The following is an 18096-nucleotide window of genomic DNA, read 5'->3' as shown; positions in this document are numbered from 1 at the left end:
GGATTCACGTTACCGCGCTGTCTGGCTCTCTTCCAGTTCTGCGCGCCTGCTCAAGGGCGGATCTCGATCAGCGTACCGTTCTTCACCAGATTCCATATTTCCCGCATGTCATCATTTTTCAGCGCGATGCAGCCCTCGGTCCAGTTGAGAGTATGAAAGAACCACTCAGGATACTCCTCGTCCAGCGGGGTGCCGTGAAGCATGATCATGCTGCCTGGCCGAACTCCTTCGCTGCTGGCACGGGCTAGATCCTTGGCATTCGGATAGGAGATGTGCATCGCAAGGTTGTATTTGTCTGAGTTCTTGCGCCAGTCGATCCAGTAAAAACCCTCGGGGGTGCGCTGGTCGCCTTCGCGCTCTTTTGGACCGGGCTGTTTGCCAAGCGAAACCCGATAGCTCTTCATCGTGGTGCCGCGGCTGATGAGATGAAGCTGGCGCTCGGATTTGATCACCAGCACCTTGTCGATGAAAGTATCGTCGAATGCCGGCGCGGCAGTGGCGTGGGTGAGGGCAGCAAACGTAATGCAGAAGATCGCTAACAGCCAGCGCATGAGCTTTCCTGAATCCTTACGACATCAGACCTGTCTGCGCGCCACCCGCATCGCTTCGATGGCTTCGTTACGCACCGGGAAGGTCTGCTGCACCCGGTCGGCGAAAAAGTATTCTAGGGTACGCCCAACAGTCGGGAAAGCCAGCTCAGACCAAGGGATGTCGGCCTGCCGAAATAGTCGGACTTCAAGGCTCTCGTCGCCGGCACAGAAATGCTCGTCGATCAGTGAGGCGCGAAAGAACATATAGACCTGGTTGATATGCGGCAGATCGAAAAGCGTATAGAGCTCTAAATCGGAGACTCTGGCACAGGCTTCCTCCAGGGTTTCTCTCACCGCAGCTTCCTGCACTGTTTCGCCGTTTTCCATGAAGCCCGCGGGGAGCGTCCAGAATCCGCGCCTGGGTTCGATTGCGCGGCGGCAAAGCAGCACATGATCTTCCCAGACCGGCAGGCAGCCAGCGACGATTCGCGGATTCTGATAGTGGACCGTTTCGCAGGATGAACAGACGAAACGGAGCCTGTTGTCACCTTCGGGCACACGCTCAGTGATCGAACCGCCGCAGTGGCTGCAGAATTTCATCAGGATTCCTTTTGCAATTGTATGAGCTGAACGAAGTCGTCTGGCCGATCTGGCTATTGGTCAGAGCGTGTCTGCCGCAGGAAGTTTGTCAACCTGAATGGATGCCGTCGGCAAGGTTGCGTTGAATCGCAGCTGGGCTGGCTTTCGACTTTGTCCGTATTGGGCGCCTTGATGATTCATGCCATGATGCCTGGTAAAGATAAATAGAGAAGTTTCATGCTGGACAAGATTCTCCAACGGGTGCGTGACTATTCTCCGCATCTTCTGGAGCCGGAAGGACGGATGCCCGAAGCGGCCGTGCTGATGCCAATCACCCGGGGTGATTCGCCCGAATTGGTGCTCACTCTGCGAGCCAGCGGCCTCTCCACCCATGGCGGGGAGGTGGCATTTCCTGGCGGCCGGCGCGATCCAGAAGATCGAGACCTTATCCACACCGCTTTGCGGGAGGCCGAGGAAGAGGTTGGGCTTGCGCCGGGTATCGTCGAGGTCGTCGGGCCGCTCAGCAGTCTCGTTTCCTTGCACGGTATACATGTCACGCCATACGTGGGCATCGTTCCTGATTACGTCGAATATCGACCCAATGACGCGGAAATTGCAGCGGTATTCTCCGTCCCGCTGGATTTCTTCTGCCAGGACGCACGCGAAGTTACCCATCGAATCGACTATCAGGGTGGCGCGTGGTACGTCCCCTCTTATCGATACGGCGAGTACAAAATATGGGGGCTGACAGCGATCATGATCGTCGAGCTGGTCAACCTGGTGTATGACGCCGGTATCGAGATGCGTCGTCCGCCTGCTTCATACATCGACTTGAGCAAGAAGAGGACGTGATCGTGAAATATCGCCTTGGTGATTCCCGGGTAGAAACCCATCCACAGAGCTGGGTCGCGCCGAGCGCCACACTGGTCGGCAAGATTCGCCTGGAAGCGGGCGCGAACGTCTGGTTCGGCGCGGTGCTGCGTGGGGATAACGAGCTCATCCATATCGGTGAAAACAGCAATGTGCAGGATGGTAGCGTCATGCACACCGACATGGGGTTTCCCCTGACACTGGGGACGGGCGTTACGGTGGGCCACAATGCCATGTTGCACGGTTGCACCGTTGGCGATTACAGCCTGGTGGGTATCAATGCAGTAATCCTCAACGGCGCGAAGATCGGTAAGTACTGCATCATCGGCGCCAATACGCTTATCGCCGAAGGCAAAGAGATTCCAGACGGCTCGCTGGTAGTGGGGTCGCCTGGCAAAGTGGTGCGGGAATTGACCGAGCAACAGAAGAAAATGCTCGAGGCGAGCGCTGCCCACTACGTGCACAACGCTCAGCGCTATGCGCGTGATCTTGTGGAGCAGAACGATTGACTGACCTTGACAAGCCGGTCGCTTCTCCTTGCGTGAGCGTATGTGCATTGGACGAAGACGAGATCTGTACCGGCTGCCAGCGCAGCATTGAGGAGATCGGCCGCTGGAGCCGGATGGACAATCTCGAACGACGTCAGGTGCTGCTGCGCTGCCACGAGCGTGCACGCGCGAGCGGGCTGCTTTTCTAGCATCGACGGCTACGTGCCGGCGGCCCTAATTAACATCTCTGCATATCGAGGAATGTCATGTCCCGAATTGGTACGCCGCTTTCCCTCAGCGCCACCCGCGTGCTGCTCTGCGGCTCCGGTGAGCTCGGCAAGGAATTGGTGATCGAACTTCAGCGTCTAGGAGTCGAGGTCATCGCTGTGGACCGCTACGCCAATGCCCCGGCCATGCAGGTCGCACATCGACATCACGTCATCGACATGTTGGATGGTGCTGAGTTGCGAGCAGTCATCGAACATGAAAAACCGCATTTCATCGTGCCGGAAATCGAGGCGATCGCGACCGCAACTCTGGTCGAGTTGGAGAGCGAAGGCTATACCGTCATCCCCACTGCCCGCGCCGCGCAGCTCACCATGAACCGCGAGGGCATTCGTCGCTTGGCTGCAGAAGAGCTGGGTTTGCCTACCTCGCCTTATCGGTTCGCAGACTCTCTGGACGAATGTCGCGCAGCGACCGCTGTGCTTGGTTTCCCTTGTCTGATCAAACCGGTCATGAGTTCGTCTGGTAAAGGTCAGTCGGTTCTGCGGAGTGAAAACGATGTACTTTCGGCGTGGGAGTACGCCCAGGCAGGGGGGAGGGCCGGAAAAGGTCGCGTGATCGTCGAGGGCTTCATCGATTTCGATTACGAAATTACTTTGCTGACCGTTCGGCACGCGGGCGGCACCACCTTTTGCCAGCCTGTCGGGCATCGGCAGGAAAAGGGCGACTATCAGGAGTCGTGGCAGCCGCAACCCATGGCTGCCGGCGCAATGGCTGAGGCAGAACGCATAGCTCGAGCGGTCACCGATGCATTGGGTGGCCGCGGCATCTTTGGTGTCGAGCTATTCGTCAAGGGCGATCAAGTCTGGTTCTGCGAGGTTTCTCCGCGCCCTCATGATACTGGCCTGGTCACGCTTATCTCCCAGGATCTTTCCGAGTTCGCGCTGCATGCGCGAGCGATTCTCGGTCTGCCGATCCCTGCGATTCGGCAGTTCGGGCCATCGGCATCTGCAGTCTTGTTGGTAGAAGGAGAGTCAGAGCAGGTGAGCTTCGGCAATCTGGCTGCTGCGATGGCTGAGCCTGATACTGCGCTGCGGCTGTTCGGCAAACCTGGTGTCAGTGGGCAGCGACGCATGGGCGTCGCGCTGGCCCGAGATGCATCAATAGAGGCTGCGCGCGCCAAGGCGTCACGAGCGGCCTCGGCAATCGATACTCAGCTGTAGGGGCTAGCAGCCGTAAGCACACCGGTCGACGCGCACTACTGAGCGTCGACCGCCGCTTGGCTATCTTCGACGACCCACGCGCGTACGCTTTTTACCCGGTTGTCAGCGGCCTGCAGGATCTCCAGCCGGTACTGGTTGATCTGCAGGCAGATGCCGCTATCTGGAATATGTTCCAGCGCTTCGGTGATCAGCCCATTGATGGTCTTGGGGCCATCGCATGGAAGATGCCAGCCCAGGGCTCTGTTCACTTCACGAAGATAGGCGGCACCATCGATCACCAGTGTGCCGTCTTCCTGAGGGTGTATGTCAGGGCTGCGCAATGCGTCCTGATTGCTGAATTCGCCAACGATCTCTTCGAGAATGTCTTCAAGCGTGACGATTCCCAGCACGTCCCCATACTCATCGACCACGATGCCGATGCGTCGTTTCTGCTTTTGAAAATTCACCAGCTGCGTTGAGAGTGGAGTGTTTTCCGGGATGAAATAGGGTTCGTCGCAGGCCGCCAGCAGGCTTTCCCGTGTCAGCTGGTCATGGCTGAGCAGACGTGCAATCTGGCGCATGTGCACGATGCCTTCAATCTGGTTGATATCCTTGCGGAATACCGGGAGTCGAGTATGTGGCGTCGTGCGCAACTGGCTCACAATGGTTTCTAGGTCGTCCTCGAGGTCGATACCCGCCACTTCGTTTCGCGGAATCATGATGTCATCGACGGTGACCCGTTCGAGGTCGAGAATGCCAAGCAGCATGCTCTGTCGTTTCATCGGCATATCGCTGCCGGACTCATGCACCACGCTGCGCAGTTCCTCGGTGGTAAGGCTGTCGCTACCTTTATTGGACAGATCGACTCCAAGTAGCCTGAGCAGGCCGTTGCTGATCCAGCTCAGCAAGGCCACCAGTGGGTACAGCACCTTTTGCAGCATGAGCAACGGAAGACTGACAGGGTAAGCCACCGACTCGGGCCGCAAAGCAGCGAGAGTCTTGGGCGTGATCTCGCCGAAAATGAGCAGGACGATGGTCAGGCCGATGGTCGCGATTGCAATGCCGGCTTCGCCCCACAGCTTGATAGCCAGTACGGTTGCGATCGCCGATGCGAGAATGTTGACGAAGTTGTTGCCGACAAGAATGGTGCCGAGCAGTCGGTCCGGGCGCTCTAGCAGCGCGCTTGCCCGTTTCGCACCGCGATGCCCTTCCTTGGCCTGATGGCGCAGACGATAGCGATTGAGGCTGAGCATCCCGGTTTCTGAGCTCGAAAAGAAAGCCGAACACAACAGCAAAAAGACCAGCATGCCGACCAGAAAGCCGGGGTGTAAGTTCTCCACGTGGTGGTCCTAGATATGCAGGATGAATTCGCGTACCAGCTTGCTGCCGAAATAGGCCAGCATCAGCAAGCAGAAGCCCGCCAGGGTCCAGCGGATAGCCGTGTAGCCTCGCCAGCCCAATTGATGGCGACCCCAGAGCAGCAGCCCGAAAACCACCCAGGCAGTCACCGACAACAGGGTCTTATGCACCAGATGCTGGGCAAAAAGGTTGTCAAGGAACAGCCAGCCAGAGACCAGCGATGCGGAGAGCAGCAGCCAGCCCGCGAGTAGAAATCCGAAAAGAAGACTTTCCATGGTTTGAAGCGGCGGAAAGTTCTTGATGAGACCGGAGGGGTGCTTGTGCTTGAGATGGTGGTCCTGCAAGAGCAGCAGCAGTGACTGAAAGACAGCGATCGTCAGCATTCCATACGCGAGTATGGAAAACAGGATATGGGCGAGTATGCCCGGCTGCTCACTGATGGCCGGCACTGTGCCGGATGGCGCGAACTGCGCGAACAGAACAGTCAGGCAGCCCAGCGGGAAAAGCAGCAGTAGTAAGTTTTCGACCGGCATGCGGTGCAGCGCCAGCAGAATCAGAAGGATCACTGCCGCCGCGATCAGGCTCGAAGCCGTGAAAAAGTCAAGGTGCAGCCCATCCGGCGAGAGCAACTGGATGAACAGGCTCACCCCATGCGCAATGAGAGCCAGGGCGCCCAGGACGAGAAGCAGACGTTTGTCCGGAACGGTGCGTTGCGCCAGGCGCAGGCCTTGATATCCGGTGACGCCAGCATAAAGGCAGGCGGCAGCTAAGCTCGGGAGCAGAGGGTGCATAGGTCTGTTAGCAGGCTCGAAAGGCGTTGAGTGTGGCACAAAGACCGGATGCACAAAAGTGGGCGAACTGTGCGGTCTGTTGCGGGTATCGCAGTCGTAAACCGGCTTGCCGAATTTGCTTTTAGGGCACTTCTGCATAGTTGGTTTCGCGGGCATTGATGAAATGCATAGTGGCGGGGTACCGGGCCGGGGCTCGCAGCTTCTATAATCCGCTCCCTTAACCACACCCAGCGTGGAATTGGCACATGTTTGAAAACCTAACCGACCGCCTCTCGCAAACGCTTCGCCATGTGACCGGCAAGGCCAAGCTGACCGAGGAAAACATCAAGGACACCTTGCGGGAAGTACGCATGGCGCTGCTTGAAGCAGACGTCGCGCTACCTGTGGTCAAGGAGTTCGTCGCCAAGGTCAAGGACAGAGCCGTCGGTACGGAGGTCTCCAAGAGCCTGACGCCAGGCCAGGCATTTGTGAAGATTGTCCGGGCTGAGCTCGAAGAGCTCATGGGCGCGGCCAATGAAGATCTCTCGCTTGGAGTGGTGCCGCCGGCTGTGGTGCTGATGGCGGGTCTTCAGGGTGCAGGCAAGACCACTACAGTGGGCAAGCTGGCCCGATTCCTCAAGGAGCGCAAGAAGAAGTCCGTGCTGGTTGTGTCGGCCGACATCTATCGTCCTGCGGCTATCAAGCAGCTAGAGACATTGGCCGCCGAGGTGGGAGTTACCTTCTTTCCGTCGGACAGCAGCCAGAAGCCTGTCGAGATCGCCCTGGCGGCCATTCGCGAGGCCAAACTCAAGTACATCGACGTAGTACTGGTCGATACCGCCGGCCGATTGGCTATCGATGCTGACATGATGGCCGAGATCCAGGCCGTTCACGCCGCTATCAAGCCCGCCGAGACGCTGTTCGTCGTCGACGCGATGACCGGGCAGGACGCGGCGAATACTGCCAAGGCGTTCGGTGAAGCGCTGCCGCTGACCGGTGTGGTACTCACAAAGGTCGACGGTGATGCACGAGGCGGCGCCGCACTCTCGGTGCGTCAGATCACCGGCAAGCCGATCAAATTCCTCGGTATGGGTGAAAAAAGCGATGCGCTTGAGCCGTTTCACCCGGACCGTATTGCTTCGCGGATCTTGGGTATGGGCGACGTGCTCAGCCTTATCGAGCAGGCAGAGCAGACGCTTGACAGAGAAAAGGCCGAGAAACTCACCAAGAAGCTCAAAAAAGGAAAGGGCTTCGATCTTGAGGATTTCCGCGACCAGCTCCAGCAAATGAAGAATATGGGTGGTCTTGGTGGCTTGATGGACAAGTTGCCATCGATTGGCGGCGTTAACCTGTCGCAGATGGGCAATGCCCAGGGTGCGGCAGAGAAACAGTTCAAGCAGATGGAAGCCATCATCAACTCCATGACACCTGTGGAGCGTCGCAACCCCGACATTATCAGTGGTTCGCGCAAGCGTCGCATTGCCATGGGCTCAGGCACGCAGGTGCAGGACATTGGTCGTCTGATCAAGCAGCATAAACAGATGCAGAAGATGATGAAGAAGGTCAGCGGTAAAGGCGGCATGGCCAAGATGATGCGCGGTATGGGCGGCATGTTTCCCGGCGGCGGCGGGATGCCCAAGTTCTAGTTTCTAGCTGCGCCGCGGCGCGATACCGGGCCTGCGATTCAGGCGGAGCAGGCCTGGCGCGGGGGCTGCAGTCCATTTTGAAAAAGCCATTTGCAAAAGTCCGGATAATCCTTAGAATATGCGGCCTTTCGGGCCTTGGGCCCTGCAATCCAGATTTGCTGTACCGACTACAGGAACGATGTTCACATGGTAACTATTCGTCTCGCCCGTGGCGGCTCCAAGAAGCGCCCTTTCTACCACCTGACCGTGACCAACAGCCGCAACCCGCGCGATGGTCGCTTCGTTGAGCGTATCGGTTTCTTCAATCCGATCGCTTCGGGTGCGGAAGTGAAGCTTTCTGTCAATCAGGAGCGTGCTACTTATTGGTTGAGCCAGGGCGCCCAGCCGTCTGAGCGTGTTGCTCAGCTGCTGAAGGAAGCATCCAAGGCTGCTGCCTAAATCCATGAACGCAACGTCAGCTCCGGTCGAAGACCTGATCGTCATCGGCAAGATCGTTTCGGTGCATGGCGTGCGTGGTGACGTTAAGGTCTATTCCTTTACCGATCCGATTGACAACTTGCTGGGCTATAAGCGCTGGACGCTGAGGCGAGGCGATGAGGTCAAGCAGGTTGAGCTGGTCAAGGGTCGTCTCCAGGGCAAAATACTGGTGGCTACGCTTCAAGGGCTGACTGATCGTGAGGAGGCGCGCACTTACGCCGACTTCGAGATCTGTATTCCTCGTAGCGAACTGCCCGACTTGTCTGGCGACGACTATTACTGGTTCCAGCTTCAGGGACTGACGGTAATCAACCAGCTTGGGCAAGTGCTCGGGCGGGTGGATCATCTTCTTGAGACAGGTGCCAACGATGTTCTGGTGGTCAAGCCGTTCGACGGCAGCCTGGATGATCGTGAGCGTTTGCTGCCCTATACCGACCCCTGTGTGCTGAAGGTCGATCTGGATGCAGGCGAGATGCACGTCGAATGGGATGCGGACTTCTGAGTGACATGTCCGGTTTTCGCGTCGAAGTGATCAGTCTTTTCCCGGAGATGTTCGCTGCTATCCGAGACTTTGGTATCACCAGTCGCGCGGTCAAGCAGGGGCTTCTCCAGCTCAGATGCTGGAATCCCAGGAGCTACACCGAGGATCGCCACCAGACGGTGGATGATCGGCCGTTCGGCGGTGGCCCAGGTATGGTAATGAAGATCAAGCCACTCGAGCTTGCTTTGGCGGATGCCAAGCAGGCCGCTGGCGAGAGTGCGAAGGTGATCTACCTATCGCCTCAGGGACGCCAGCTGAAACAGGCTGATGTCCGCGACCTGGCGAAGGATGAGGCACTTATCCTGATTGCGGGTCGCTACGAAGGTATTGATGAGCGCTTCATTGAAGCGCATGTCGATGAGGAATGGTCGATTGGCGACTACGTCCTGTCTGGCGGTGAATTGCCGGCCATGGTGCTGATCGATGCGGTGACCCGCTTGCTCCCTGGGGCGCTGGGTCATGCTGATTCCGCCGAGGAGGACTCGTTTACAGACGGCCTGCTCGACTGCCCGCATTACACACGACCGGAAGTGTATGCGGATAAACGTGTTCCTGAGGTGCTGCTAAGCGGCAACCATGAACACATCCGGCGCTGGCGTTTGCAGCAATCCCTTGGAAGGACCTGGGAACGCCGCGCTGATCTTCTGGATAGCCGCTCGCTTTCTGGGGAAGAACAAAAGCTGCTGAAGGAATACATCCGTCAGCGGGACGATAGTTAACGTATCGATGGCACGCCATGAAGGCTTGTCTTAGGAGCACAGCATGACCAACAAGATTATCCAGGCGCTCGAAGCAGAGCAGATGACCAAAGAACTACCCCCGTTCGCCCCCGGCGACACGGTTGTTGTTCAGGTCAAGGTAAAAGAAGGCGAGCGTGAGCGTCTACAGGCCTTCGAAGGCGTAGTGATCGGCAAGCGTAACCGCGGCCTGAACAGCGCTTTCACTGTACGTAAGATTTCCAATGGCGTTGGTGTTGAGCGTACCTTCCAGTACTACAGCCCGATGGTCGACAGCCTCAGCGTCAAGCGTCGTGGTGACGTTCGCAAGGCCAAGTTGTATTACCTCCGAGCGCTGTCCGGCAAAGCGGCACGTATCAAGGAAAAGCTTTCCTAAGAAAGTTTTTTCCAGCAAAAAAAAGCAGCCTTCGGGCTGCTTTTTTCGTTTATGTAATCCGTTATTCCCTGCATAGACGGCGCTTGCTCAGCTGGCCGTAAGACATGACCAAGCATTCTGGCGAGACGGCAGCCGGCTGTGGAACACTAGCGCTCCATTCTGATGGCGCCCGACAATGCCTGTTCTTGATGATCCCTTGATCGACCATTTTCTCGATGCTCTCTGGCTAGAGAAGGGGCTCTCAGACAATACCCGCGACGCTTATCGCAGCGACTTGGCATTGTTCAATGCCTGGCTCGATGAGCGCGGTGTTCGTTTGGTAGAGGCAGGCCGCGAGATGATCCTCGATCACCTCGCCTGGCGTCTGGCTACCAATTATAAAGCGCGCTCTACCGCCCGATTGCTGTCCGGGCTTCGTGGCTTCTATCGTTTCCTGCTCAGGGAAGGCGTGATTACGGTTGACCCGACGCTGCGGGTCGAGCTACCGAAGCTTGGGCGTCCCTTGCCGAAAGCGCTCTCGGAGGCTGATGTCGAAGCGCTGTTGGGCGCTCCGGATATAGGGGATGCTCTGGGGATGCGTGATCGGGCAATGCTGGAAATGCTCTATGCAACCGGGCTGCGGGTAACGGAGCTGGTCAGTCTGAGCCTGGAGCAGATCAATACTCGGCAGGGAGTCTTACGCACCTTCGGCAAGGGCAACAAAGAGCGACTGGTTCCCCTTGGTGAAGAGGCGCTGCATTGGGTTACGCGTTACATGCGCGATGCGCGTGAGGTGCTTCTTGCAGGTAAGCCCAGCGATGTGGTGTTTCCCAGCCGGCGTGGCGATCTGATGACACGTCAGACGTTCTGGCATCGAATCAAACTGCATGCACGCCAGGCTGGAATAGCGGCGTCCATCTCCCCGCACACCCTGCGTCACGCATTCGCCACGCATCTGCTCAATCACGGCGCCGATCTTAGAACTGTCCAGATGTTGTTGGGCCACAGCGATCTGTCGACCACGCAGATCTATACGCACATCGCGCGCGCGCGTCTGCAAGAACTGCATGCGCAACATCACCCGCGCGGTTGACGGCGGGCGCAAAGGTGCGCGGCGTCCCACAAAGTCATTGCACGGGCAGCCGACGCCTCGGGCTCGATAGTTGGGGCTATGTTAATCTGCTGGCCTTTCCCTCGATCGAAGTCGCCAGGAGACTCCATGCGCGTGACTCGTTTATTTGCTGCCGTTTCGCTCGGCCTTGCCAGCACTTTTGCTCTGGCTGCCGATGCCGATGCCGACAAGGCCATTCGTGATTCGCTCCACTCCATCCAGCCCGACATGCCAATCGAGGCGATTGCCGAAAGCCCCATGGACGGTGTGTATCAAGTTCAGCTCAAAGGTGGGCGGCAGCTCTACGCCAGCGCTGACGGCCAGTTTGTGATTCAGGGATACATGTTTCAGTTCAAGGACGGCCAAGCTTCCAATCTGACCGAGCAGGCCCAAAACCGCTCCGTTGAAAAGACTATCGAGGCGGTTCCTGAAAACGAGATGGTCATCTTCGCACCCAAGAATCCGAAGACTCATATCACCGTCTTCACCGATACGGACTGCGGTTACTGCCAGAAGCTACACAGCGAGGTCGCCGAGCTTAACCGGCTGGGTGTCGAGGTTCGCTACATGGCCTTCCCACGGCAGGGGATGGGGAGTCATGGTGCCAATACGCTGACCAGTGTCTGGTGCGCGAAAGATCCTCAAGCAGCAATGAACAAAGCCAAGGCCCGTGAGGAGGTCCCGGCCGCCAGTTGCGAGAATCCGGTTGCCAAGCAATATGAGTTGGGCCAGTTGATCGGCGTTCAAGGAACCCCAGCGATCATTCTGGCCGACGGTCAGATCATTCCTGGTTATCAGCCGGCACCGCAGCTCGCAGAGCTGGCCCTTAGAGCGCAGTAGCCTGATAGGGTGGGGGTGGCGCCGACGCAATAAGGTAGCCACTCCTTACCGGACCTTGGAACTGTAACGCCTCCCGTGTTCAAAGCTAGAAGGTGCACTGAGGAGGCGATTAGATGAAACTTGAAGGTTCCTGTCACTGCAAGGCTGTTCGTTTTTCACTCGAATCGGCTGAGCCTTATCCGTTCATGCGCTGTTATTGCTCAATCTGTCGCAAGACGGCTGGGGCGGGCGGTTATGCAATCAATCTGGGCGGAGACAATCGGACCCTCGCCGTCGAGGGTCGGGAGAATCTGAGCGTTTATCAAGCTCGAATGATCGATCCTGAAACCGGCTCAGCCCGGGTCAGCGATGGTCAGCGCCACTTTTGCAAAGTCTGTGGTAGTGCGCTTTGGCTGTGGGATCCGAACTGGCCCGATCTTGTCCATCCGCTGGCCTCGGCGATAGACAGCGACTTGCCCAGCCCACCAGAGTGCACCCATCTGATGCTCGGCTCCAAGGCATCCTGGGTAGAACCACAGGTTGGGCCCGACGATCGTTGTTTCGATGAGTATCCGGACGAATCCCTTGCCCAATGGCATCAGCGTCTAGGATTGCAGGACAACGCTGACTAGCGGCGTTCACCGTCGCCGCGGATTTGACTAAATCTCGCTCGCTTCGTAATGTGCGACTCTTTTGTTCGGCCGCTGTGTGGCGCCGTTCGCTGGCAATGGGGAGCGCATCTTGAAACCGGTGAAAGTGGGCATCTGTGGGTTGGGAACCGTCGGTGGCGGTACCTTCAATGTGCTCGAGCGCAATGCTGCGGAGATCGCACGCCGAGCAGGCCGTGGGATTGAAGTCGCGCAAATTGCGGCTCGTCGTGCAAACCCCAAGTGCGACACCGGCGACACCCCGATTACCGCCGATATATTCGAAGTGGCCAATAATCCCGAGATCGATATCGTTGTCGAACTGATAGGTGGCTATACCCTGGCTCGTGAGTTGGTGCTCAAAGCTCTCGAGAACGGCAAGCATGTGGTCACTGCAAACAAGGCGTTGATCGCAGTCCATGGCAACGAAATCTTCGCTAAAGCGCGTGAGAAAGGTGTGATCGTCGCTTTCGAGGCGTCGGTCGCGGGCGGCATTCCCATCATCAAGGCGATCCGCGAAGGCCTCGCTGGTAATCAGATCAATTGGCTCGCTGGCATCATCAATGGCACTGGCAACTTCATTCTCACCGAGATGCGTGAGAAAGGGCGGACCTTCGAGGACGTTCTCCAGGAAGCCCAGGAGCTTGGTTACGCGGAAGCTGATCCCACTTTTGATGTCGAGGGCATCGACGCGGCCCACAAGTTGACCATCCTTGCTTCTATTGCCTTCGGCGTGCCGCTTCAGTTCGACAAGGCCTATACCGAGGGTATCTCACAATTAACCACAGCCGACGTTAATTATGCCGAAGCGCTGGGCTACCGCATCAAGCATCTAGGTGTGGCTCGTAGTACGGCGTCGGGCATCGAGTTGCGCGTTCATCCGACGCTCATTCCTGCGGATCGGCTGATTGCCAATGTCAACGGTGTAATGAATGCGGTCATGGTCAACGGCGATGCTGTTGGCTCGACCCTCTACTACGGCGCTGGCGCCGGAATGGAGCCAACCGCCTCGGCTGTGGTGGCGGATCTAGTCGATGTTGCGCGCGCGCTGACCACCGACCCTAACAACCGCGTTCCGCATCTTGCGTTCCAGCCTGATTCGCTTTCTGCCCATCCGATCCTGGCGATCGAATCTTGTGAAAGTGCCTACTACCTTCGTATTCAGGCCAAAGATCATCCGGGCGTTCTCGCTCAAGTGGCAACCATCCTGTCCGAGCGTGGCATCAACATCGAATCGATCATGCAGAAGGAAGCCGAGGTCCAGGATGGGCTGGTGCCCGTCATTCTGGTTACGCACCGTGTAGTCGAGCAGCGGATCAACGACGCCATTGCGGCGCTCGAAGCGCTGGCCGACGTGGTCGGCAGCGTGGTGCGCATCCGGGTCGAGCAACTGAACTAATCAGCAATGCCGGGCTGCGTGAGCGCTCCCGCAATTCGCTTCCAACGAAGGTTTGAACAATGCGCTACATCAGTACCCGTGGCCAGGCGCCCGCTCTGAATTTCGAAGACGTACTGCTAGCCGGGCTGGCCAGCGATGGCGGCCTCTATGTGCCAGAAAATCTGCCGCGGTTCACCGTCGAGGAGATTGCATCCTGGTCGGGCCTGCCGTATCACGAGCTTGCATTCAAAGTGATGCGCCCGTTCGTTGCCGGCAGTATTCCGGATGCAGATTTCAAACAGATTTTGCAAGAAACCTATGGCGTCTTCGCGCATAGCGCCGTCGCGCCGCTACGCCAGCTGGATAGCAATGAATGGGTGCTCGAGCTGTTCCATGGTCCAACGTTGGCGTTCAAGGATTTCGCCCTTCAGTTGTTAGGGCGTCTACTTGACTATGTGCTCGCAAAGCGCGGGGAGCGGGTCGTAATCATTGGTGCGACGTCCGGGGACACTGGTTCAGCGGCGATCGAAGGCTGTCGCCGCTGCGATAACGTGGATATCTTCATCCTGCACCCGCATAACCGCGTATCTGAAGTACAGCGTCGGCAGATGACCACTATCTCTGGCGAGAACATCCACAATATCGCCATCGAAGGCAACTTCGATGACTGCCAAGAGATGGTCAAGGATAGCTTCGCCGATCAGGGCTTCCTGAAAGGTACTCGTCTGGTCGCCGTCAACTCGATCAACTGGGCGCGAATCATGGCCCAGATCGTTTACTACTTCCATGCGGCGCTGCAGCTTGGCGGGCCGGCTCGCTCGGTTGCATTCTCGGTGCCGACCGGTAATTTCGGCGACATCTTCGCAGGTTATCTGGCACGCAATATGGGCCTGCCGATCAGCCAGCTGGTGGTCGCCACCAACCGCAACGACATCCTCCATCGTTTCATGAGCGGCAACCGCTACGATAAGGACACCCTGCATCCGTCGCTTTCACCGTCGATGGACATCATGGTGTCGTCCAACTTCGAACGCCTGCTATTCGACCTTCACGGCCGTAATGGTGCTGCGGTAGCCGAACTCATGAGTGCCTTCAAAGCCAGCGGCAAACTCTCGGTAGAGGAAGAGCGCTGGACCGAAGCACGCAAGCTCTTCGATTCGCTTGCCGTAGACGATGAGCAGACATGCAAAACCATCGCCGAGGTCTTTGAGGCCACTGGTGAGCTGCTGGACCCGCATACGGCGATCGGCGTCTACGCGGCGCGTGAATGCCGCCGCAGCCTGGCGATACCAATGGTGACGCTAGCCACCGCGCACCCGGTCAAATTCCCGGAGGCGGTAGAGAAAGCTGGCGTAGGCAAGGCGCTGGAGTTACCGGCTCATCTGGCTGACCTGTTCGAGCGTCCCGAGCGCTGTACGGTCCTGAGCAACGACCTGAAGGCCATGCAAGCCTTTGTCACCGAGCACGGCAATCGCGGCAAACCGCTGTAATCGATGATGAGGACAAAAAGGCCAGTCGACTGACTGGCCTTTTTTATTTCCGCGATTGCACGTCCTGTTGCGATTTACTCGTCGAATTCCTCCCACCCGCCCATTTCCTTCCAGCGATTAACGATGCCGCAGAACAGCTCTGCGGTTTTCTCAGTGTCGTAGCGGGCGGAGTGGGCCTCGCGGCCATCAAAGTCGATGTCGGCAGCCTGGCACGCCTTGGCCAGCACCGTCTGGCCGTAGGCGAGGCCGGCGAGGGTGGCGGTGTCAAAGCTCGAGAAAGGGTGGAACGGGTTACGCTTGATGTCACAGCGAGCAATGGCTGCGTTAAGAAAGCCCAAATCGAAGCTGCTGTTATGGCCAACCAGGATTGCGCGTTTGCATCCTGCCGATTTCACCGCCTTGCGCACGCTGCGGATGATCTCGTTCATCGCTTGTGACTCAGGGACAGCCATGCGCAGCGGGTGATCCAGCTTGATGCCGGTGAACTCCAGTGCGGCGGCCTCGATATTGGCACCGGCGAAGGGCTCCACCCGGAAGAACTGGGTTTCCTGTGGGTAGAGCAGGCCCTGCTCATCCATGCCTATGGTTACCGCAGCGATTTCCAGCAACGCATCGGTGGCGCAGTTGAATCCCCCGCACTCGACGTCCACTACCACCGGCAGGAAGCCTCGGAAGCGCCTTGCCATGGGCGAGCGCGGCTTTCCGGGGAGGTTGCCTTCGAGTTCGTCGTCGAACTGCTCGTCACTCATGCGTTTGTCTCCAGCCGCCATTGCAGGGTTTCGCCGGCGCGCAACGGCACCACGTTATGTTCGCCAAATGGCAAGTTGGCTGGAACGCTCCAGGACTCACGCACAAGTGTGATCTGGTCGGTGTTGCGGGGCATGCCATAGAAGTCGGCGCCGAAGTGGCTGGCGAAGGCTTCCAAACGATCCAGTGCTTTGCGCTGCTCGAACGCTTCAGCGTACAACTCGATTGCCGCAAACGCGGTATAGCACCCGGCACAACCGCACGCGTTTTCCTTGGCGTGTTGGGCATGCGGTGCGGAGTCTGTGCCGAGAAAGAACTTCGGGTTGCCGCTGGTGGCTGCGTCGAGCAGCGATTCCTGATGAACGTTGCGCTTGAGGATCGGCAGACAGAAGAAATGCGGGCGGATACCGCCGACCAGCATGTGGTTACGGTTATAGAGCAGGTGGTGTGCGGTTATGGTAGCGCCTACGTTGCTGCTGGCACCTTCGACGAACTGCACTGCATCGCGGGTAGTGATGTGCTCGAACACGACCTTGAGGCTGGGGAAGCGCTCGGTCACGCGGCTCAGCTGTTCATCGATGAAGTACTTTTCGCGATCGAAGATGTCGATTTCCGCGCGTGTGACTTCGCCGTGCACCAGTAGCGGCAAGCCGACTTCAGCCATGGTTTCCAGCACCGGAAAGATGTTGTCGATGCGCGTCACACCTGAGGCCGAATTGGTTGTCGCGCCGGCCGGATAAAGCTTGGCCGCATGAACGTAGCCGCAGGCCTTGGCTGCACGTATGTCGTCGGGCTGCGTGCCATCGGTAAGGTAAAGCACCATCAGTGGCTCGAAGCCATTCCTGGCCGGCCGTGCTGCGAGAATACGCTGACGGTAGGCGTCGGCTTCGATCGCATTGCGAACCGGGGGAACCAGGTTCGGCATGATGATAGCGCGCGCGAACTGGCGTGCGGCGTCCGCCACGGTGTGAGGCAACGCTGCGCCGTCGCGCAGGTGGATGTGCCAATCGTCGGGGCGCAGTAAGGTCAGTCGGTCGGACATGCAGGGTTCCAGGCGGGTAAAACGTGCGGGAATGCTACCGGAAAGCTGTAAAAAAATCGCCGCAGCCGGGATGTCTGGCCAAAACAAAAGCCCACATGCCAAGCGCGACCGTTGCCGTTACCGGTTCAAGTTTTGCAGGCACGCACCGATACCCCGTTTGAATGTAGTTCATCGTGGAGCCTACCGTGCGCTTGCGCCTTCTCACCATCGTCTGTCTGCTGGCCTCACCGGCCAACGCGCTTACGTTCCAGACCCGTCTGGAGCGTGTGCAGTGGCAGGTGGAGGGCGACCAGTTCGAGTGTCGGTTGACCCAACCGGTGGCCGGCTTTGGGGCGGGTGAGTTTGTTCGGCGTGCTGGCGAGCAGGCGATCTTTCGCTTGCAGTCGCCTGATCGCTGGATGGGCAATGGCTATGCAACCCTGCTTGCTGCAGCTGCGCCATGGCAGCCGGGGCGGGGCGACATCGACCTGGGCATGGTCTCTGTTATTGGCAGCGGGGAAATCCCGTTCAACAGTTCACAACTGCAAGCTGGGCGTTTGCTCAGTGGCCTTCTCGAGGGGCGCAGTCCGGTTGTGCGTCACCGGACACTGCACGGGGGCGAGTCACTGGAGGTGCGGCTGCTACCTGCGCGTTTCGCTAAGGCCTACGAAGAATTTCGCGCCTGTGCGGCGAAGCTGTTACCAGTCAATTTCGACCAGGTCCGCCAGTCACAGATTGGTTTCCCTTCCGGCGACATCGCGCTGGATGCGCTTGGGCAGGCAAAGCTCGATATCATTCTGCAGTTCCTCAAGGCTGACTCAAGCGTCAATCGCATCCAGCTCGACGGGCACTCTGATAACAGCGGCAACCGGCTGACCAATCGGGACCTTTCCCGCCGTCGCGCGCTGGCGGTCGAGGAATACCTGATTGCCAATGGGGTTCCGAAGGAGCAGATCACGCTTCGCTTTCATGGCGAGCGCTATCCGGTAGTCCCAAACAACAGCGAGGCGAACAAGGCGAAGAATCGCCGGGTGACGCTGAAGTTAGAGCGGGGCCCTGCGACCACCACTGCCGCTGCTGCAGGGAGCGCTCCGTCGTCCTGAT

21 protein-coding genes are annotated in these 18096 nt (G+C 58.2%); 15 read left to right on the top strand and 6 right to left on the bottom strand.

Going from position 1 to position 18096, the window contains the following annotated elements:
- Positions 1 to 50: 50 nt before the first annotated feature.
- A complete protein-coding gene (locus EA797_RS12215) occupies positions 51 to 551 on the bottom strand; it encodes a L,D-transpeptidase family protein (RefSeq protein ID WP_122165505.1) in 501 nt (166 codons plus the stop codon).
- A gap of 24 nt (positions 552 to 575) precedes the next feature.
- Positions 576 to 1130 carry an NUDIX hydrolase gene (locus EA797_RS12210; RefSeq protein ID WP_122165503.1) on the bottom strand — a complete coding sequence of 185 codons (555 nt, stop codon included), beginning with the start codon at positions 1128 to 1130 and terminating at the stop codon, positions 576 to 578.
- 216 nt (positions 1131 to 1346) lie between these two features.
- On the opposite strand from EA797_RS12210, the gene EA797_RS12205 reads away from it, so the two are divergent.
- Genes EA797_RS12205 through purT form a run of 4 tightly spaced genes read left to right on the top strand, consistent with a single transcriptional unit; the run spans position 1347 to position 3915 of the window.
- Positions 1347 to 1961 carry a CoA pyrophosphatase gene (locus EA797_RS12205; RefSeq protein WP_122165501.1) on the top strand — a complete coding sequence of 205 codons (615 nt, stop codon included), beginning with the start codon at positions 1347 to 1349 and terminating at the stop codon, positions 1959 to 1961.
- Between the two features lie 2 nt (positions 1962 to 1963).
- Positions 1964 to 2488, top strand: coding sequence for a gamma carbonic anhydrase family protein (locus EA797_RS12200; RefSeq protein ID WP_122166294.1), 525 nt, complete (start codon positions 1964 to 1966; stop codon positions 2486 to 2488).
- Positions 2485 to 2676, top strand: a complete 192-nt coding sequence (locus EA797_RS12195; RefSeq protein WP_122165499.1) for a DUF1289 domain-containing protein — start codon at positions 2485 to 2487, stop codon at positions 2674 to 2676. The genes EA797_RS12200 and EA797_RS12195 overlap by 4 nt, the downstream gene beginning before the upstream one ends.
- Before the next feature lie 57 nt (positions 2677 to 2733).
- A complete protein-coding gene (gene purT / locus EA797_RS12190; RefSeq protein ID WP_122165497.1) occupies positions 2734 to 3915 on the top strand; it encodes a formate-dependent phosphoribosylglycinamide formyltransferase in 1182 nt (393 codons plus the stop codon).
- Between the two features lie 35 nt (positions 3916 to 3950).
- Here purT and EA797_RS12185 read toward each other — a convergent pair whose 3' ends face one another.
- Positions 3951 to 5234 carry an HlyC/CorC family transporter gene (locus EA797_RS12185; protein ID WP_122165495.1) on the bottom strand — a complete coding sequence of 428 codons (1284 nt, stop codon included), beginning with the start codon at positions 5232 to 5234 and terminating at the stop codon, positions 3951 to 3953.
- Between the two features lie 9 nt (positions 5235 to 5243).
- Entirely contained in the window at positions 5244 to 6044 is an 801-nt protein-coding gene (locus tag EA797_RS12180) for a cytochrome C assembly family protein (RefSeq protein ID WP_122165493.1), read from the bottom strand.
- 245 nt (positions 6045 to 6289) lie between these two features.
- Here EA797_RS12180 and ffh point away from each other — a divergent pair, with 245 nt between their 5' ends.
- From ffh to thrC, 10 genes are all read left to right on the top strand, one after another.
- Entirely contained in the window at positions 6290 to 7669 is a 1380-nt protein-coding gene (ffh, locus tag EA797_RS12175) for a signal recognition particle protein (protein WP_122165491.1), read from the top strand.
- Positions 7670 to 7855: 186 nt separating this feature from the next.
- A complete protein-coding gene (rpsP, locus tag EA797_RS12170; RefSeq protein WP_122165489.1) occupies positions 7856 to 8107 on the top strand; it encodes a 30S ribosomal protein S16 in 252 nt (83 codons plus the stop codon).
- A 4-nt stretch (positions 8108 to 8111) separates the two neighbouring features.
- Entirely contained in the window at positions 8112 to 8648 is a 537-nt protein-coding gene (rimM, locus tag EA797_RS12165) for a ribosome maturation factor RimM (RefSeq protein WP_122165487.1), read from the top strand.
- A gap of 5 nt (positions 8649 to 8653) precedes the next feature.
- Positions 8654 to 9406 (top strand): tRNA (guanosine(37)-N1)-methyltransferase TrmD, encoded by a 753-nt coding sequence (gene trmD / locus EA797_RS12160; RefSeq protein WP_122165486.1) that lies wholly within the window; start codon positions 8654 to 8656, stop codon positions 9404 to 9406.
- 43 nt (positions 9407 to 9449) lie between these two features.
- Positions 9450 to 9800 (top strand): 50S ribosomal protein L19, encoded by a 351-nt coding sequence (rplS, locus tag EA797_RS12155; protein WP_021208319.1) that lies wholly within the window; start codon positions 9450 to 9452, stop codon positions 9798 to 9800.
- Between the two features lie 175 nt (positions 9801 to 9975).
- Positions 9976 to 10872, top strand: coding sequence for a site-specific tyrosine recombinase XerD (gene xerD / locus EA797_RS12150; RefSeq protein ID WP_122165484.1), 897 nt, complete (start codon positions 9976 to 9978; stop codon positions 10870 to 10872).
- Between the two features lie 126 nt (positions 10873 to 10998).
- Entirely contained in the window at positions 10999 to 11730 is a 732-nt protein-coding gene (locus tag EA797_RS12145) for a DsbC family protein (RefSeq protein WP_122165482.1), read from the top strand.
- Between the two features lie 113 nt (positions 11731 to 11843).
- Positions 11844 to 12341, top strand: a complete 498-nt coding sequence (locus EA797_RS12140; protein ID WP_122165480.1) for a GFA family protein — start codon at positions 11844 to 11846, stop codon at positions 12339 to 12341.
- 109 nt (positions 12342 to 12450) lie between these two features.
- On the top strand, positions 12451 to 13755 hold the full coding sequence (locus EA797_RS12135; RefSeq protein WP_122166292.1) for a homoserine dehydrogenase: 1305 nt from the start codon (positions 12451 to 12453) through the stop codon (positions 13753 to 13755).
- A gap of 59 nt (positions 13756 to 13814) precedes the next feature.
- The gene (gene thrC, locus EA797_RS12130) at positions 13815 to 15224 is read left to right on the top strand and encodes a threonine synthase (protein ID WP_122165478.1); all 1410 of its coding nucleotides are present in this window, start codon (positions 13815 to 13817) and stop codon (positions 15222 to 15224) included.
- Between the two features lie 74 nt (positions 15225 to 15298).
- Here the strand turns inward: thrC and rnt are convergent, their stop codons facing one another.
- Together rnt and pyrC are read right to left on the bottom strand one after the other, a co-directional pair.
- Positions 15299 to 15973 (bottom strand): ribonuclease T, encoded by a 675-nt coding sequence (gene rnt, locus EA797_RS12125; protein WP_122165476.1) that lies wholly within the window; start codon positions 15971 to 15973, stop codon positions 15299 to 15301.
- The gene (gene pyrC / locus EA797_RS12120; protein WP_122165474.1) at positions 15970 to 17013 is read right to left on the bottom strand and encodes a dihydroorotase; all 1044 of its coding nucleotides are present in this window, start codon (positions 17011 to 17013) and stop codon (positions 15970 to 15972) included. Before pyrC ends, rnt begins: the two co-directional genes overlap by 4 nt.
- 185 nt (positions 17014 to 17198) lie before the next feature.
- Here pyrC and EA797_RS12115 point away from each other — a divergent pair, with 185 nt between their 5' ends.
- Positions 17199 to 18095, top strand: coding sequence for a flagellar protein MotY (locus EA797_RS12115; protein WP_122165472.1), 897 nt, complete (start codon positions 17199 to 17201; stop codon positions 18093 to 18095).
- The last annotated feature ends 1 nt before the right edge of the window (position 18096 follow it).

Origin of the sequence: Stutzerimonas zhaodongensis (genome assembly GCF_003696365.1) — a bacterium.
Classification (GTDB): Bacteria; Pseudomonadota; Gammaproteobacteria; order Pseudomonadales; family Pseudomonadaceae; genus Stutzerimonas; species Stutzerimonas zhaodongensis.
The sequence above is the reverse complement of the archived record's forward strand: the minus strand, read 5'-3'. Positions and strand labels throughout refer to the sequence as shown.

What these genes read in the sequence shown, in the direction of transcription:
- rplS (WP_021208319.1), top strand. Translation starts at nt 9,450, where the DNA reads ATGACCAACAAGATTATCCAGGCGCTCGAAGCAGAGCAGATGACCAAA.
- EA797_RS12140 (WP_122165480.1), top strand. Translation starts at nt 11,844, where the DNA reads ATGAAACTTGAAGGTTCCTGTCACTGCAAGGCTGTTCGTTTTTCACTC.
- pyrC (WP_122165474.1), bottom strand. Translation starts at nt 17,013, where the DNA reads ATGTCCGACCGACTGACCTTACTGCGCCCCGACGATTGGCACATCCAC.
- rimM (WP_122165487.1), top strand. Translation starts at nt 8,112, where the DNA reads ATGAACGCAACGTCAGCTCCGGTCGAAGACCTGATCGTCATCGGCAAG.
- EA797_RS12145 (WP_122165482.1), top strand. Translation starts at nt 10,999, where the DNA reads ATGCGCGTGACTCGTTTATTTGCTGCCGTTTCGCTCGGCCTTGCCAGC.
- xerD (WP_122165484.1), top strand. Translation starts at nt 9,976, where the DNA reads ATGCCTGTTCTTGATGATCCCTTGATCGACCATTTTCTCGATGCTCTC.
- rpsP (WP_122165489.1), top strand. Translation starts at nt 7,856, where the DNA reads ATGGTAACTATTCGTCTCGCCCGTGGCGGCTCCAAGAAGCGCCCTTTC.
- EA797_RS12215 (WP_122165505.1), bottom strand. Translation starts at nt 551, where the DNA reads ATGCGCTGGCTGTTAGCGATCTTCTGCATTACGTTTGCTGCCCTCACC.
- trmD (WP_122165486.1), top strand. Translation starts at nt 8,654, where the DNA reads ATGTCCGGTTTTCGCGTCGAAGTGATCAGTCTTTTCCCGGAGATGTTC.
- thrC (WP_122165478.1), top strand. Translation starts at nt 13,815, where the DNA reads ATGCGCTACATCAGTACCCGTGGCCAGGCGCCCGCTCTGAATTTCGAA.
- EA797_RS12180 (WP_122165493.1), bottom strand. Translation starts at nt 6,044, where the DNA reads ATGCACCCTCTGCTCCCGAGCTTAGCTGCCGCCTGCCTTTATGCTGGC.
- ffh (WP_122165491.1), top strand. Translation starts at nt 6,290, where the DNA reads ATGTTTGAAAACCTAACCGACCGCCTCTCGCAAACGCTTCGCCATGTG.
- EA797_RS12210 (WP_122165503.1), bottom strand. Translation starts at nt 1,130, where the DNA reads ATGAAATTCTGCAGCCACTGCGGCGGTTCGATCACTGAGCGTGTGCCC.
- EA797_RS12205 (WP_122165501.1), top strand. Translation starts at nt 1,347, where the DNA reads ATGCTGGACAAGATTCTCCAACGGGTGCGTGACTATTCTCCGCATCTT.
- purT (WP_122165497.1), top strand. Translation starts at nt 2,734, where the DNA reads ATGTCCCGAATTGGTACGCCGCTTTCCCTCAGCGCCACCCGCGTGCTG.
- rnt (WP_122165476.1), bottom strand. Translation starts at nt 15,973, where the DNA reads ATGAGTGACGAGCAGTTCGACGACGAACTCGAAGGCAACCTCCCCGGA.